At 60.4% G+C, this 15,962-nt stretch carries 13 protein-coding genes; 11 read left to right on the forward strand and 2 right to left on the reverse strand.

Translation table 11 applies throughout. The features are described 5' to 3' along the window. From pheT to AC1EJZ_RS10225, 9 genes are all read left to right on the forward strand, one after another. Window positions 1-2,655, forward strand: a complete 2,655-nt coding sequence (gene pheT, locus AC1EJZ_RS10185) for a phenylalanine--tRNA ligase subunit beta (protein ID WP_480294806.1) — start codon at window positions 1-3, stop codon at window positions 2,653-2,655. 181 nt (window positions 2,656-2,836) lie between these two features. Beyond that, window positions 2,837-3,358, forward strand: coding sequence for a flavodoxin domain-containing protein (locus AC1EJZ_RS10190; RefSeq protein ID WP_092648639.1), 522 nt, complete (start codon window positions 2,837-2,839; stop codon window positions 3,356-3,358). A gap of 64 nt (window positions 3,359-3,422) precedes the next feature. Further along, window positions 3,423-4,484: an N-acetyl-gamma-glutamyl-phosphate reductase gene (gene argC, locus AC1EJZ_RS10195; RefSeq protein WP_480294819.1), complete on the forward strand. Its 1,062-nt coding sequence runs from the start codon at window positions 3,423-3,425 to the stop codon at window positions 4,482-4,484. Beyond that, window positions 4,481-5,677, forward strand: coding sequence for a bifunctional glutamate N-acetyltransferase/amino-acid acetyltransferase ArgJ (gene argJ, locus AC1EJZ_RS10200; protein WP_480294808.1), 1,197 nt, complete (start codon window positions 4,481-4,483; stop codon window positions 5,675-5,677). Before argC ends, argJ begins: the two co-directional genes overlap by 4 nt. After that, entirely contained in the window at window positions 5,674-6,576 is a 903-nt protein-coding gene (gene argB / locus AC1EJZ_RS10205; RefSeq protein ID WP_092648636.1) for an acetylglutamate kinase, read from the forward strand. Before argJ ends, argB begins: the two co-directional genes overlap by 4 nt. After that, window positions 6,573-7,826 carry an acetylornithine transaminase gene (locus AC1EJZ_RS10210; protein WP_480294810.1) on the forward strand — a complete coding sequence of 418 codons (1,254 nt, stop codon included), beginning with the start codon at window positions 6,573-6,575 and terminating at the stop codon, window positions 7,824-7,826. The genes argB and AC1EJZ_RS10210 overlap by 4 nt, the downstream gene beginning before the upstream one ends. Continuing rightward, window positions 7,826-8,344, forward strand: coding sequence for an arginine repressor (gene argR, locus AC1EJZ_RS10215; RefSeq protein ID WP_058236925.1), 519 nt, complete (start codon window positions 7,826-7,828; stop codon window positions 8,342-8,344). The genes AC1EJZ_RS10210 and argR overlap by 1 nt, the downstream gene beginning before the upstream one ends. Window positions 8,345-8,386: 42 nt before the next feature. After that, window positions 8,387-9,625, forward strand: coding sequence for an argininosuccinate synthase (locus tag AC1EJZ_RS10220; RefSeq protein ID WP_480294811.1), 1,239 nt, complete (start codon window positions 8,387-8,389; stop codon window positions 9,623-9,625). 193 nt (window positions 9,626-9,818) lie between these two features. After that, a complete protein-coding gene (locus tag AC1EJZ_RS10225) occupies window positions 9,819-11,414 on the forward strand; it encodes an O-antigen ligase family protein (protein WP_480294813.1) in 1,596 nt (531 codons plus the stop codon). Here AC1EJZ_RS10225 and AC1EJZ_RS10230 read toward each other — a convergent pair. Next, window positions 11,320-12,549 (reverse strand): arginine deiminase, encoded by a 1,230-nt coding sequence (locus tag AC1EJZ_RS10230; protein ID WP_480294814.1) that lies wholly within the window; start codon window positions 12,547-12,549, stop codon window positions 11,320-11,322. The genes AC1EJZ_RS10225 and AC1EJZ_RS10230 overlap by 95 nt on opposite strands. A 91-nt stretch (window positions 12,550-12,640) precedes the next feature. Here AC1EJZ_RS10230 and argH point away from each other — a divergent pair, with 91 nt between their 5' ends. Together argH and tyrS are read left to right on the forward strand one after the other, a co-directional pair. After that, window positions 12,641-14,116, forward strand: a complete 1,476-nt coding sequence (gene argH, locus AC1EJZ_RS10235) for an argininosuccinate lyase (RefSeq protein ID WP_480294816.1) — start codon at window positions 12,641-12,643, stop codon at window positions 14,114-14,116. Window positions 14,117-14,237: 121 nt separating this feature from the next. After that, the gene (gene tyrS / locus AC1EJZ_RS10240) at window positions 14,238-15,506 is read left to right on the forward strand and encodes a tyrosine--tRNA ligase (protein WP_480294818.1); all 1,269 of its coding nucleotides are present in this window, start codon (window positions 14,238-14,240) and stop codon (window positions 15,504-15,506) included. A 244-nt stretch (window positions 15,507-15,750) separates the two neighbouring features. On the opposite strand, the gene AC1EJZ_RS10245 is transcribed toward tyrS, so the two are convergent. Beyond that, window positions 15,751-15,962 (reverse strand): hypothetical protein (locus tag AC1EJZ_RS10245; protein WP_285015519.1); only part of this gene is annotated, 212 nt, incomplete at its 5' end.

Genomic DNA, 15,962 nt, shown 5'->3' on the forward strand with positions numbered 1-15,962 from the left:
ATGCCTATGGTTCCATTGTCGTGGCTTCGTGACCACGTAGAAATTCCCGCCTCCGTGACGGTTCCGCAACTGGCCGCAGCGCTGGTGAAAGTGGGCCTGGAGGAAGAAACAATTCATCCCGCCCGCGTGACGGGCCCGCTTGTCGTGGGCAAAGTGCTCACACGCGAGCCGAAAGAACAATCCAACGGCAAAGTCATCAACTACTGCCGAGTCGATGTCGGCCAGTACAACGACGAGCCGGGAACTGGGAAAGAGCCATCTGACCTGCCCAGTCGCGGCATCATCTGCGGTGCTCACAATTTTGATGTGGGCGACCTGGTGGTCGTCAGTCTGCCGGGCGCAGTTCTGCCCGGCCCCTTCGAGATCTCTGCCCGCAAAACCTACGGTCACATCTCTGACGGCATGATCTGTTCGGAGCGCGAACTGGGCCTCGGGGAGGACCACAACGGCATCCTCGTTCTGACCGACAAGTTCGATGCCGACCAGATCCCCGCTCCCGGATCAGATGTGATTCCACTGCTGGGACTGGGGGAAGAAGTCCTCGAAATCAATGTCACTCCGGACCGCGGCTACTGCTTCTCCATGCGTGGCGTGGCGCGCGAATACTCCCACTCAACGGGAGCAACCCTGACTGATCCCGGTCTGCCCGATGGCCTTGACCTGCCCGAACACTCCGACTCAGCTTTGAGCGTGGAAGTTGAGGACAAGCGCCCGATCCGCGCCCACGTCGGGTGCGACCGCTTCGTTACACGCATCGTGCGCGGCGTCGACACGCACGCTCAGACGCCCAAATGGATGGTGGAGCGCCTGGAGATGGCAGGCATGCGCTCAATCAGCCTGCCCGTCGACGTCACCAACTACATCATGTTGGATCTGGGCCAGCCGATGCACGCTTACGACCTTGGTTCTGTGGCAGCACCCATCGTGGTGCGCAGAGCTGAAAAAGGTGAGCATCTCGTCACCCTCGATGGTGAAGATCGCGCACTGAACGACGAAGACCTGCTTATCACGGATTCTCCGCAAGGCCAGCATGGATCGCGCATTATAGGACTTGCCGGAGTGATGGGCGGCCTCGACTCTGAAATCACTGAGGGGACGACAGACCTGGTCCTCGAAGCTGCGCACTTTGATTCCATTTCAATTGCGCGCACGTCCCGACGCCACTTCCTGGCCTCTGAAGCCTCGAAGCGTTTCGAACGCGGTTCGGATCCGGCGATTCCGCCCGTCGCGATTGCCCGGGCTTGCGCGCTGCTTGAAGAATACGGCGGGGGACAGGCTGACCCCCACGTGTTCGAGGTCAATACCGTGCCCGAAGCTCGACCGATCGACATGAAAGTGAGTGAGACGCAGCGCCTGACCGGACTCGAATTGCCTCCGGCACGCATTCGCGAACTGCTGGAAACAATCGGCTGCCAGGTTCATGGCGAGGACAGCGAGGCCCAATGGCAGGTGACACCTCCGAGCTGGCGACCTGACCTGACCGGGCCTGCCGACCTGGTCGAAGAGGTCGCGCGCCTGCACGGATACGATGAGATCCCGTCAATCCTGCCGCAGGCCCCTGCTGGACACGGCTTGACCACGGCGCAGAAGACTCGTCGTGATGTCGCACGCGTCCTGGCCAATGCTGGACTGACCGAGGCAGAGTCCTACCCCTTCATGTCCACTGCTGCCCATGACCGCCAGCAGCTGGCTGCCGATGACCCGAACCGTCAGGCAGTGCGCCTGCGCAATCCGCTGGCCGACGATGCGCCGCTGCTGCGTACACGCATCCTGGACACGCTGCTCGATGTTGCCGGACGCAACATGTCACGCGGTATGAACCACATCGCGGTCTTTGAGATTGCGAAGGTTGTGCGCCCGGCAGGAACGGTTCCATCTGATCTGCCGTCCGCTGAACAGCGTCCCTCTGCCGAGGTGGAAGCACAGCTCCAGGCCGGCGTTCCCTCGCAGCCGTGGCATGTGGGAGCAATCTTGTGCGGAAATGCCACAGGTAACGGGGTGTTCGAGCAGCCCCGCGTCTACGACTGGGCCGATGCCATCGACCTCGTCTGGCGCGTCGCACAGTCACTGGGCGTCAAGGTGGAAACAGCACGCGGCTGGCTTCCTGAATCTACCCCTGTGCACAAGGGGCCGCCGATGCCTCAAGCGAGTAGTGACCCGCACGCAGTGGCACCGTGGCATCCAGGCAGGATGGCGCAGGTTTTCGTCCGCAACGGCAAGATACTGACTGTTGTGGCGCGAGCCGGCGAACTTCACCCGCGTGTATGTGAGGCATTCGGTTTACCCAAGCGCTCATGCGCACTGGAGCTGGACGTCGACGCGCTGGTGGCGCATATGGCGGAAGAACCAATCCAGGTGAGCGGCGTGTCAACGTTCCCGGTGGCAAAAGAAGACTTCGCACTGGTTGTCGCCAATGATATTCCCGTTGCTCGCGTTGCTCAGGTGATTCGCCAGGCGGCAGGTGCCCTGGCCGAAGAGGTATCTCTCTTTGACATTTACGAGGGCGACCAGGTTCCCGACGGTCACCGCTCGCTGGCCTTCACTGTGAAACTGCGTGCCGATGATCGCACGCTGAGTGCAGATGAGGTTACGCGCACACGCAACGACATCATTTCTCGCACAGGTAAGACGCTCGGGGCGCAACTTCGCGCATAACGAATGCGCGAATCGTGATCAGTGCGGCCGGTGCGTGAAGCGCCGGCCGCACTGGCGCATACGCGTGTGCTCGGGCGTTAGTCCTGCTCAGAGTCTGAAACGTATGCACAGCAGGGCAGAATTTGCGACTTCTTGACCGATTCGGCTCACATTGGCGCGCCAAAGCGTCCATACTGGGATTATGAAAATCCTCGTCACTGCTTCGTCAAAACATGGTGCAACCCGTGAGGTTGCCGAACGTATCTCTGACCGTCTGCGCTCGCACGACCTCGATGTCGAGATGATCAATCCGGAGGATGTGAAGTCTCTGGAATCCTACGATGCTGTTGTGTGCGGTTCAGCCGTGTACATGACGCAGTGGATGGCGCAGGCGAACGATTTCATGGAGCGTTTTCGCCCGAACCTGCTGTCGATGCCAGTGTGGGCTTTTTCAGTGGGCCTGTCCGGGGTGCCGAAGCATTCGCTGCAGGACCCCTCGCGCATTGGCCCGGTGCTGATGAAGGTGCCGATTGTCCACCACCAGAAGTTCCCGGGTCGCTACGACCCCTCGCGCCTGTCACTGCGTGAGCGCACCATCGCGCGCCTTGCCGGTGCGGTAGAAGGTGATTTTCGGCCGTGGGACGAAGTGGATCAGTGGGCAGATGAGATAGCACAGGATCTGAAGTCGGGTAATACGGCACCGCAGGAGTCGGACGCTCAGTAGTCCTGGTGTCCATATAGAGGACACCCGTTATGCAAATTATGCATGACTGTGTATAGTCATGCATATGAATTTTCGGGCAGCTATTGCAGGAGTATCGGGATACGCAGGAGGCGAAATCGCACGCCTCCTTACCGCGCATCCTGACATCACGCTCAGCATAGTTACGGGAGCATCTTCCGCCGGCAACACCCTGGCACAGATGCATCCGAACATCACTGGGCCCCAAGGTGCGCTGGTGATCCAGGAAACAACAGCCCAGGCTCTCTGCGGCGTTGATGTGATTTTCCTGGCCCTGCCACACGGACACTCCGCCCGACTTTCCGATGAACTCGCACGCGCTGGCACGTCAGCACTGATCATCGACTGCGCTGCCGACCATCGACTGTCCGATGCAGACGAATGGCATCGCTACTACGGCACCGACGCAGCCGAACCGTGGACCTATGGAATGCCAGAATTGCTGCACAGCGGCGAAACACAGATGACACGTCAACGCGACGCCCTCGCACACGCCGGTCAGATCGCCGTGCCCGGCTGCAATGCGACAGCAGTCACCCTGGCAATACAGCCAGCCATCGCCGCGCACATCGTCGAACCCACCCTATGCGCCACCTTGTCAGTGGGTTATTCAGGTGCCGGCCGATCACCCAAACAGCATCTGCTGGCCTCCGAGGCACTCGGCGCGATCGTGCCTTACGGCGTGGGAGGGACCCACCGGCACATCCCCGAAATCATCCAGAACCTGCGCATCAGCGGGGCGGACGACGTTCGCCTGACATTCACGCCCGTTCTGGTCCCCACAGCTCGCGGCATCGTGGCGACAGTGGTGGCACCGCTGCACGCATCCGTCAGTGCAGATGACGTGGCCCACGCCTACAGCATCTACGATAATGAGCCGCTGATCGGTGTCAGCCACGAGGCACCCTGGCCGTCCACTGCGCCTGTCAACGCGACCGGCTGTGCCCTCGTCAATGCAGTGATTGACGAACGTGCCCACAGTCTTGTCACTATCTGCGCACTCGACAACCTCGGTAAAGGAACTGCGAGTGCAGCCATCCAGAGCGCAAACCTTGCGCTCGGCCTGCCCGAACTGACCGGAATCCCCACCATCGGAGTGACACCATGAACCAGACAGCACCATTGACCGGCGTGACAGCACCTCAGGGATTTCTCGCATCAGGGGTTCACGCAGGGATCAAAGCCAGCAGTAACCGTGACGTCGCCCTCGTCGTCAACACCGGACCGACCGAGCTTCGCGCCTCGGCAGCAGTCTTTACCTCCAACCGTGTCGCCGCCGCTCCCGTCCATCTTTCCCGCGCACACTTCGCCGCGGGCACTGTCAGTGCCGTCGTGTTGAACTCCGGGGGAGCGAACGCCTGCACGGGCGAGCAGGGCGCACGTGACGCCCAACAGATGGCCGACCACGTCGCGCAGGCACTCAGCCTGGCCGACAGCATGCAGGTCGGTGTGTGCTCCACCGGTTTGATCGGTGAGCTGCTGCCGATGGAGGCAGTAATCAGCGGAATTGATATGGCGGTGGGCGAACTTGCTGATACGCCTGAAGCGGGAGCCAACGCTGCCGATGCCATCCGAACCACCGATACCGTGAACAAGACGATCGAGATTCATGCAGACGGCTACACGGTCGGAGGAATGGCGAAAGGTGCAGGTATGCTCGCGCCGGCACTGGCGACCATGCTGTGCGTCCTCACAACCGATGCAGTCGTTGACCAGCGTGAACTTGACGCCGCCTTGCGTGAAGCGGTCCGCACGACGTTTAACCGCATGGACTCAGATGGATGCCGCTCCACCAATGACACCGTCATTGCACTGGCTTCTGGAGCATCCGGTCACCACGCCGATGCACAGGAACTGACCGAACATCTGCGCAGCGCCTGCGCCACGCTGGCACGCCAGCTCATTGCGGACGCCGAGGGCGCCACTCATGACATCGACATCACCGTGCGCGGTGCACACAGTGAAGAAGCCGCCGAGATTATCGCCCGGGCCGTCGCGCGATCGAACCTGCTCAAGGCCGCAATTTTCGGCAATGACCCGAACTGGGGGCGTGTCCTGTCAGAAATCGGCACAATCCCTGAAGAGGTCGCACCATTTGACCCGGATGCCATTGACGTGAGCTTCAACGGTGTGCAGGTCTGCCAGGCAGGGGGAGTGGGGCAGTCGCGAGACCTCGTCGACATGACGGATCGGCAGGTCAATATTGAGGTCGATCTGCACAATGGTTCAGCCAGTGCCACCATCATCACCTCCGACCTGACCTACGACTACGTCCACGAGAACAGCGCGTACTCATCATGACCACACTGACCGCGCAGGATAAGACCGCTATTTTGCTGGAAACAATGCCGTGGCTGCGTCACCACCGCGGCAAGTATGTCGTGATCAAGTATGGCGGCAATGCGATGGTGGACGACTCACTCATGCACGCATTTGCCCAGGATGTCCTTTTCTTGCACCAGTGGGGTGTCAAGCCGGTCGTCGTTCACGGCGGTGGTCCTCAGATCAACCAGATGCTGTCCCGGGTGGGCCTCGATGCGCCCTTCACCAAAGGGCTGCGGGTCACCACCGAGGACGTCATGGAGATTGTGCGCATGGTGCTGATTGGAAAAGTACAGCGCGAACTGGTCAGCCTGCTCAACGTTCAGGGTTACCAGGCCATCGGACTGGCAGGAGAAGACGCGGGTCTGTTCCAAGCTCAACGCACACCCGCATGGGTCGATGGTGAAGCCGTCGATATTGGATTGGTGGGAACTATTACCCACGTCAACGCCCAGCCACTGATGGCGCTGGTGGATTCGGGTTTCATCCCGGTAGTCTCCTCCGTTGCACCCAACCAGGATGCGCCATCTGGAGTGCTCAACATTAACGCCGATTCTGCTGCAGCAGCACTGGCTGGCGCGATCGGTGCTGAAAAGCTCATCATGTTGACCGACGTGGAAGGACTCTACGCAAACTATCCGGATCCAAACTCTCTGATCAGTCGCCTCTCGCGCAGCGAACTGGCCGCCCTCGTTCCCACCCTTGATTCGGGGATGGCGCCGAAGATGACTGCTGCGCTGGCCGCCCTCGAACAGGGTGTGCCGCGTGTCCACGTCATCGACGGCCGCCAGCCGCACTCCATGCTGCTGGAAGTCTTTACTGACGAGGGCGTCGGAACGATGATCACCACCGACGGAAATGAAGGGGAGGATCAATGACCTGGGAAAATCGCTACCATGAGGCGCTCATGGACACATTTGGACCTCCTCAGCGTATCCTCACGCGTGCACAGGGCTGCACGGTTATGGACGACACCGGAGCAGAGTACCTGGACCTGCTGGGCGGAATTGCCGTCAACGTGCTGGGACATTGCCACCCGGCCATTGAGCGCGCAGTGAGTACGCAACTGGCAACACTGGATCACGTCTCCAATTTCTTTGCCACACCGCCGCAGATTGAACTGGCCGAACGCGTTCTCGGCATCGTGTGCGCGGACGCCGTTCCAGACGGATCACGCGTCTTTTTCACCAATTCAGGAACAGAATCCAACGAGTGCGCCATCAAAATGATCCGCACCTGGGGCAACACGAAGATCGACGAGGGTACCAAGGGCTTTTCTGCCGACACGACACCTCGCATCATTGCGTTGACTGGCGCATTCCACGGACGCTCAGCGGGCGCACTCTCAGTGACCTGGAAAGAGGCTTACCGCACTCCATTTGCACCGTTGCTCGAAGGAATCGAATTCATTGAGCCGAACAATATGGACGCACTCGACCGCCACCTGACCCAAGGCGTGGCAGGCATCATCGTTGAACCCATCCAGGGAGAAGCAGGCGTCTACCCGCTCAGTGATGAGTACCTTCAGGCCGTGCGTCGGCGCTGCAATGAGATCGGCGCACTGATGGTCGTTGACGAAGTACAAAGCGGCATGGGACGCACCGGACAGTGGATGGCGCACCACCACGCAGGAATCACGCCCGACGTCGTCACCCTCGCCAAAGGACTAGGTGGAGGCATGCCGATTGGAGCCTGCGTCGGTATCGGCCAGGCTGGATCGATCCTGACCCAGGGAATGCACGGCACGACTTTTGGCGGCAACCCGGTGTGCGCCGCCGCAGGCCTGGCCGTCATCGACACCATCGAAAACGATGCGTTGCTGGCACACGCCCTCACACTGGGTGAACAGTGGCGCGCCGAACTGCGTGAGGCAGGCGGAGCGGCGGTGCGCGAGGTGCGCGGACGCGGCCTGCTTATTGCGGTCGAATTTAATGAACCGTGCGCCAGTGCGCTTGTGCGCCATGCAGCTGACGAAGGATTTATCATTAATGCGCCAAACGCCCATACAATCCGTCTGGCACCACCGTTAACGCTGTCAGACCAGCAGGCTCAGTCCTTCACTGAGGCTCTGCCTGCATTGGTTCACAGCGCCCGGCAGACACTCGGCCACGCACACAAGGAGGACTGATGACAGACCACGCCGGCCCTGACACGCAAGGCATCCCGTCGTCACGCACCGCTCGCCGCGGAGCCATTGTGGACATCCTTGCCGATCAGCAGATCTCCTCTCAGAAGGAACTGCGTGAAGCACTGGCCGTGCTGGGTATCGAAACGACGCAGGCCACTTTGTCACGTGACCTCGTGGAGATGCACGCCACGAAGATTCGCACGGCCTCAGGTAAACAGATCTATTCAGTGCCGGACCTGGACGGGGAACAGACGCGTCGTGGAGAAGAATCACTGGCGCGCCTGGAGCGATGGGCTCAGGACCTGCTCGTTGCAGTAGACACCGCCGGCACATTCCTAGTTGTGCGCACACCAGTGGGCGCAGCCAACCTGCTCGGATCAGCCATCGACACCGCGCGGCTCGAGGGAGTCGTTGGCACCGTGGCAGGAGATGACACTATTTTCGTCGCATGTCGCAGCACTGAGGACGCCGTGGAACTTCAGTCAACACTGATCGCACTGGTCGAGCCTCGCCAATAAGCGTGAATCATTCGAGTACGACAATCAAAGGGTAGAAACGAAATGAGTGAACACAAGGACCGCGTTGTACTGGCCTACTCCGGTGGGCTTGACACCTCTGTTGCAATCGGCTGGATCGAACAGCAGACAGGTATGGAAGTGGTTGCCGTTGCCGTTGACGTGGGGCAGGGCGGCGAAGACCTGGAGGTGATCCGCCAACGCGCCCTCGACTGCGGCGCCGTGGAAGCATACGTCGCAGATGCGAAGGAAGAGTTTGCTTTCGACTACTGCATGCCCGCGCTGAAAGCCAACGGACTGTACCAGGGGCGCTACCCCCTCGTATCTGCGCTGTCACGCCCGCTGATCGTTAAGCACCTGGTGCGCGCCGCACGGCAATTCGGCGCCACCACCGTGGCACACGGCTGCACCGGCAAAGGCAACGACCAGGTCCGCTTCGAAGTATCCCTCACATCGATGGCTCCTGACCTGAAAACGATCGCTCCCGTGCGTGACCTCGCGTTGACCCGCGACGTGGCCATCGACTACGCCAACAAGCACAATCTGCCCATTGAGACGACGAAACACAATCCCTTCTCGATCGACCAGAACGTGTGGGGTCGTGCCATCGAAACAGGATTCCTTGAAGACATCTGGAACGCGCCGACCAAGGACGTGTACAACTACACCGACGACCCGACCTACCCGCCACTTCCTGACGAGGTAGTCATCACCTTCGAGCAGGGCGTCCCCGTCGCCATCGATGGGCGTGCCGTGACTCCTCTGGAAGCCGTTCAGGAAATGAACCGCCGCGCTGGCGCGCAGGGCATCGGCCGTATCGACATTGTCGAGGACCGCCTGGTGGGCATCAAGTCGCGTGAAATCTATGAAGCACCAGGAGCCGTGGCCCTGATCGCCGCTCACCAGGAGCTTGAAAACGTCACCGTCGAGCGCGAACTGGCACGCTACAAGCGCCGCGTGGACGAACGCTGGTCCGAACTCGTCTACGACGCGCAGTGGTACTCACCGCTCAAGAATGCGCTGGACGCTTTCATCGAGAACACGCAGACCTACGTCAGTGGTGACACTCGCATGACGCTGCACGGTGGGCGAGCAACGGTGACAGGTCGACGCTCCGACTCCTCCCTGTACGACTTCAACCTTGCGACCTACGAGACGGGCGATACCTTCGACCAGTCCCACTCGCGCGGCTTCATTGAAATCTACGGAATGAGCGCCAAACTGGCAGCAGCCCGCGACGTGCGTTTCGGACGCGGTGTGAACTTCGACGAGGACGCGCACTAGTCGGCGCTTCCTCTCGTGATCGAACCGTAACCGGATCGTTTCTAAAGAGCGTCCGACTCCTCATCGAACCGATTAGGACTTACCCCCGGTTTTTCGTACCCTCGTATTCTGAGGCATCGAAGCCGGGGGTTGTCCCTGCCCACGGCACGAACCTCCGCTTCTTCATTTCACCACCAGGTTTTCGAGGGGACACATGGCGCACCACCTTGCGATCGCATCCTCCTCGTCACGGCGTCTTCTTGACCGGACAGTGACGAGGGAGGCTTCCTCGGATGTGCGCCCTCGTGAGCTGCGCGTCACCATGTCGTCTCCGCTGCGAAACGCCGGCTGGGCGCTCAGCACCTTGACGTGGTCAATTCGCAGAGCACGCCTGAATGCAACACTTCGGTGGGGTGCTCACGCCAACGAATACCTCGAACCCATGATTGCCTGGGTCTTTTTCCTGACATTCAGCGGAACGGGATTTCGCGCGCTGATCGGATGGGTCGGATACGGCATCATCGTCGTGCTGTCCGCAGCAGTATTCATCGCGATGTTTGTCATTGCGGGGCGGCGCGTGACGATCCGCCGTGTCCCGTGGACGATCGCGGCATTCCTACTGGTGTGCTGGATGTCAGCCCTGTGGGCCGAGTATCCGGGGATCTCAGCGTTAGCATCACTGGGCAGCACACTGAGCGCTCTCATTGGAATCATGATCGCCATCGCGGTGCCGCTGGAGCGCCTCATCGACGCGTTCGCCGCAGCGATGCGATGGTCGGTGGGAATCAGCCTGGTGATGGAGCTATGGTGCGCCATCTTTGTCGGCCATCCGATCGTTCCTGTGTGGCTGCGCGGCCAGAGTAATGTAGGCGCCACGCAGCTGTGGACTGAATCCGCACTGTTCAGAGGTGGCCCCATCCAGGGGTTTGTCGGCAACCGCAACCCACTGGCCGCAATCGCACTGTTCGGCATCATCTGCACGGTGATTCAGCTCCGCGCGCGACGCATGAGCTCCAGGCGTGCCCTCACATGGTTCGCCCTCTACGCGGCGACACTGGCGCTGACACGGTCAGCTACCGTTTTCGTGGCGCTGCTGGCATGCGCCGGAGTATTCCTGGTTGGAACCGTTCTACGGCGCGTGCGCGCGCACAGGCGGCAGCGCGTCCTGCGAATTTCGGCGATGGCTCTGCTGATCGTCAGCGTCGTCGGAGCGCTCCTGTACGCCCCGATCGCTGAGTTTATCGGTCGCGACGCAGACCTGACGGGACGCTCTGACATCTGGCGTGCAGTGTTTGAGCTGTGGAAGCAACGGCCCATCGGCGGGTGGGGATGGGTCATGCTGTGGCCACCGTGGATCCCGATGTATCGCGATCTGGTGATCCGTCAGGACGGCGCGCCCACGCCTCACGCCCACAACGCATTCGTGGACGTGTCATTCCAGACCGGACTCATTGGCCTGGTCGTCTTCGTCATTGCCATCTGCGTCATCGGTATTCGCGTCTTGCGCGTCGCCATTCGCCGTATCGACGGTGACGTGTACTCGCTGGCACCGGCACTGATGATGACGGCCATTTTGGTGCAGTCCCTCACTGAATCGCGCCTCCTATTCGAAGGCACATGGATTCTGTTCGTCGCCCTGGCCACATGGCTGGTCGTCAGGGTCGAACAGGAAGACAGTGAAGTGGGCGTGGGGGTATTGTCCCTGCCGGTCCCGCCTAGTCCTGGTCAACGGGGTCGCGCACCACAGGACACGACATACAGCGCGGACCGCCGCGGCCGCGTCCCAGCTCAGCCCCCTGAATCTCGATGACATCGATGCCTGCGCGGCGCAACGCAGCATTACACAGCGGGGAACGATCATAGGTAATCACCTTGCCAGGTGCAATCGCCAGCGCATTGAAACCGTCATTCCACTGCTCGCGATCCACGTCGGAGAAGGTGCCATCCGGACTGATGAAACGCAACGAGCGGCCCATCAGCACTTCCAGTGCGCGTCGAAGATCGTAATGCATATCCTCGACGATCGGAGCGCCCCCATCGGGGCCGGGTCGCAACGTCATCGTGCGCACGTCACCCAAGCGCGGATACAGCAAGAAAGCATCCCGGTCGACCTGCGTCAACACTGTGTCCAAGTGCATGAAGGTACGCACATGCGGCAATACGACAGCCAGGACCGTGTGGGCGTGACCGGCCTCGAACATTTTGACAGCCAAGCGCTCAACACCTTGCGGCGTGGTGCGTTCCGACACGCCAAACACACCGATCCCATCGCCCACCACCAGAGCGTCGCCGCCCTCGGCACTGCGAATAGCACCTGATGTGCCGCGCGACCACCAGTGGAAATCCCAGGGGGCAAAACGTGGATGGTACTGGTAGATAACCGAATAGTGCAGCGATTCGCGCTCGCGCGCCAGACGTGACATCGAATTGACGGCCACACCACCGTGAATCCACGCAGACGCATCCCTCGTGAACAGGTGGTTTGGCAGGGGACGAATCAGGAAATCTTCATCTTCGAGCGTGCGTGTCACCAGCGAGCGCACAGGCGACACACTCTTCCACTCATCGACCGTCAAACCGTCCACACACATGGCGGTCAGGCGATCTGCCGACAGATCCGCCGTCCATTCGCGCAGCGCAGGGGTGAGCACCGGTCCGAGCCGGCGTTCATTGAGCGTGCGATCCAGTACCGCCTGGCGAGCATGCTCGTGGTGCAGTGTCTGCGACAACAATGTGCGCAGCTTGTGCACCTCGATGCCTTCGCCCTCCATGACTTCGACGAACTGATCGTGCTCAGCTCGTGCACGGCCCGGATCCATCAGATCATCAAAAAGAAGCTCAGCATGATTGAGGGGAGTGAGCCGTTCGACTTCCTGACCGGGGCGGTGCACGATCACCTCACGCAGCCGACCGATCTCGGAATCCACACGGGGATTGACGTCCACTGTTCCTCCTCACATTGCTGCAGTGCTGAGTATATGCATTTTGTCTGTGTCGATGTTGGCATCGCGGCGTGCGAACAGGCATCATGAAACTATGAGCGCAAACTCGAAATCTGATACAGCACCACGCCAATCGTCTCCCGCCCGTCCCGTCGCATTGTGGGGTGGACGATTTTCAGGCGGCCCCTCTCAGGCGCTTGCCAGATTGTCCGTGTCAACTCACTTTGACTGGCGGCTGGCCCAGGCTGATCTGGCCGGCTCGAAAGCTCATGCACGCGCCCTAAACAGAGCAGGACTGCTGACCGACGAAGAACTGGACGGCATGGAATCCGCCCTCGACGAACTCAGCGCAGAAGTCGCATCGGGCGCCCTCGTCCCTGACCCTGATGACGAGGACGTGCACACTGCGCTCGAACGCGCATTGATCGACAAAGCGGGCGCTGAATTGGGTGGGAAGTTGCGCGCCGGCCGCTCACGCAACGATCAGATCGCTACGCTCATCCGCATGTATCTGCGCGACGAGGCGCGACACATTGGAGCGCTGACACTTGACGTTGTGGACGCACTGCTCGAACAGGCTCGCCTGGCGGGGGATGCGATCATGCCCGGACGCACTCACATGCAGCACGCGCAGCCCGTTCTGGTCGCCCATCACCTCGGCGCACATGTGTGGCCCTTACTGCGCGATGTGGAACGTCTGCGTGACTGGGATCAACGAGCTGCCGTCAGCCCGTACGGTTCGGGCGCACTGGCAGGAAACACGCTGGGAATGGACCCACAGACCATTGCCGAGGAACTGGGCTTTACCGACAGTGTCGCCAACTCTATCGACGGCACAGCTTCGCGCGACGTGGTTGCAGAGTTCGCCTTCGTCATGACGATGATCGGAATCGACCTATCGACCCTGTGTGAAGAAATCGTCATCTGGAATACCCGAGAATTCGACTATGTGACTCTGGATGATTCGTTCTCCACGGGCTCATCGATCATGCCGCAGAAGAAGAATCCCGACGTGGCCGAACTGGGACGAGGCAAGGCCGGGCGCATGATCGGTGACCTCACGGCGCTGCTGAGCGTCCTCAAGGGAATCCCGCTGGCTTACGATCGAGACCTGCAGGAAGATAAGGAACCTGTCTTTGATCAGATCGACACGCTTGACGTGCTGCTGCCGGCCATTGCCGGAATGGTCTCCACAATGCGCCTGAACTTCGAGCGAATGGCGCAGCTTGCACCACAGGGTTTCTCGCTGGCTACAGATATTGCCGAGTGGCTCGTCAAACAGGGAGTGCCTTTTAGAGTGGCGCACGAACTGTCCGGTGCGTGCGTGCGCCAGGCAGAGGCACGAGGCGTGGAATTGTGGGACCTGACCGATGACGAATTTGCTGCGATCAGCGAGCACCTGACACCTCGCGTGCGCGACGTGCTCAGCGTTGAGGGATCGGTTGCTGCCCGCAATGCCCGAGGAGGAACGGCGCCGGACCGGGTGCGCGAGCAGTTGTCCGAGGCGACCCGTCTGGCCAGCACGCATCGCGCCTGGATTCAGGAGGGCGTGGCGTCGTCTCGTTCGTAGTGGACACGTGTGACGAGGGTGGCCCGACCCGACTAAGCTAACCGCAGTAGGTGAACGCCTGCCTGGCGCGCGCCTGAGAGAAGAAAGCCAACACGACCGCGATCATAAGGAGAGCAGAGCGGTGACACAGGATTTAGTGGACGAACTACAGTGGCGTGGGCTGATTGCTCAGCACACGGATTTGGATGCGCTGCGTGTGCACCTGAACGCTGGTCCGGTCACCTTCTATTGCGGTTTTGATCCAACTGCCGCCTCTTTGCATCACGGTCACCTGGTGCAGGTGCTTCTCATGCGGCACCTGCAAAACGCCGGCCACAAGCCGTTGGCACTGGTTGGTGGCGCAACGGGCATGATCGGTGATCCGCGCCTGTCCGGTGAACGCCAGCTTCAGTCACGCGACGTGGTGGGACAGTGGGCGGACAGACTACGCGCCCAGCTTTCGCAGTTCCTTGAGTTCGACGGGCCGGCCGCGGCACGCCTCGTCAATAACCTTGACTGGACCAGCCAGCTGTCTGCGATCGACCTGCTGCGCGACGTGGGCCAGTACTTCCGAGTCGGCACCATGCTGTCGAAAGATATCGTCGCTCGCCGCCTGAATTCTGAAGAGGGAATCTCGTTTACCGAATTCAGCTACCAGATCCTCCAGGCGCATGACTACCTGCAACTGTTCCGGAACTACGGCTGCACCTTGGAAACCGGCGGAAACGACCAGTGGGGCAACATGATTGGCGGTGTGGAACTGATCCGCCGAGTCGAGGGCGCCACCACGCATGTGATGACCACACCGATCATCACGAAGTCTGACGGCACCAAGTTCGGCAAGTCCGAGGGCGGCGCGATCTGGCTGGATCCTCAGATGATGAGCCCGTACGCGTTCTACCAGTTCTGGCTGCAGGTCGCGGATGAGGATGTCGTGAAGTTGCTGAAGGTCTTCACCTTTGATTCCCGCGAACGCATCGAAGAGCTTGCCCAGTCGGTTGCCGAGCGTCCACATCTGCGCGAAGGACAGAAGGAGCTGGCCGAAAAGGTTACCACGCTGGTGCACGGTGCAGATGCAGTCGCTCGCGTGCAGGCTGCGACAGAAGCGCTGTGGGGCAGAGGAGATCTGCGTGAAGTTGACGAAGAGACGCTGGTTGCTGCGACTGGCGAACTACCATCCGGTAGCATTCGCGTTGGCCATGACACGATTGTGGATGCCTTGATTGCGTCGGGCCTGGAGAAGGGCCGCTCTGCTGCGCGCCGTACCGTCGCATCCGGTGGTGCGTATCTGAACAATGTCAAGGTCGAAGACGAAGACGCCCCGATTGAAGCATCAGACCTGCTCGCCGGCGGTCTGGCGCTCATTCGACGAGGGCGCCGCAACCTTGCTGTTGTGCATGCCAATCAGTGAACAAGTGCTGACTGAACCGAGGTGCGTGCAGGTGGCCGTGAACCGGCCTGAACGCGATGCTTGCCACTGACACGGCTCGGCTTAGCGCTACGTTGAGAATGTCGAGTGGCGAATCGACGATGCCAGCTGGCGTATTGAGAACATCGACCGACGCGATGAGAACGTCAACGAGCGTGGTGAGAATGCCAATCGGTACGTGAGACCTGACGAAGGGCCGGGATCTGTGATGCAGATCCCGGCCCACTCATTTGACAGATCGCCCGATTGTTCGTAGAGTATTTTCTTGTCGCCCGGGCGGTGCTGATTGTTTGTGGTTGGTGTTGTTTGTGGTGGTTGTCCCGCGTTTGTGGCCTTTTGTTTGGGGTTGTGGGCGTGTGGGGGTGTTGTTTGTGAACTCGATAGTGTGTTTGTTTTGTTGATGCTTGTTTTTGTTTTTTGAGTTTTTTTGGTTGGGAT

It is taken from the genome of Pauljensenia sp. C0170B5 (assembly GCF_056590195.1).

What these genes read in the sequence shown, in the direction of transcription:
- pheT (WP_480294806.1), top strand. Translation starts at nt 1, where the DNA reads ATGCCTATGGTTCCATTGTCGTGGCTTCGTGACCACGTAGAAATTCCC.
- argJ (WP_480294808.1), top strand. Translation starts at nt 4,481, where the DNA reads ATGAACCAGACAGCACCATTGACCGGCGTGACAGCACCTCAGGGATTT.
- AC1EJZ_RS10220 (WP_480294811.1), top strand. Translation starts at nt 8,387, where the DNA reads ATGAGTGAACACAAGGACCGCGTTGTACTGGCCTACTCCGGTGGGCTT.
- AC1EJZ_RS10225 (WP_480294813.1), top strand. Translation starts at nt 9,819, where the DNA reads ATGGCGCACCACCTTGCGATCGCATCCTCCTCGTCACGGCGTCTTCTT.
- argR (WP_058236925.1), top strand. Translation starts at nt 7,826, where the DNA reads ATGACAGACCACGCCGGCCCTGACACGCAAGGCATCCCGTCGTCACGC.
- AC1EJZ_RS10190 (WP_092648639.1), top strand. Translation starts at nt 2,837, where the DNA reads ATGAAAATCCTCGTCACTGCTTCGTCAAAACATGGTGCAACCCGTGAG.
- AC1EJZ_RS10210 (WP_480294810.1), top strand. Translation starts at nt 6,573, where the DNA reads ATGACCTGGGAAAATCGCTACCATGAGGCGCTCATGGACACATTTGGA.
- argB (WP_092648636.1), top strand. Translation starts at nt 5,674, where the DNA reads ATGACCACACTGACCGCGCAGGATAAGACCGCTATTTTGCTGGAAACA.
- argC (WP_480294819.1), top strand. Translation starts at nt 3,423, where the DNA reads ATGAATTTTCGGGCAGCTATTGCAGGAGTATCGGGATACGCAGGAGGC.
- argH (WP_480294816.1), top strand. Translation starts at nt 12,641, where the DNA reads ATGAGCGCAAACTCGAAATCTGATACAGCACCACGCCAATCGTCTCCC.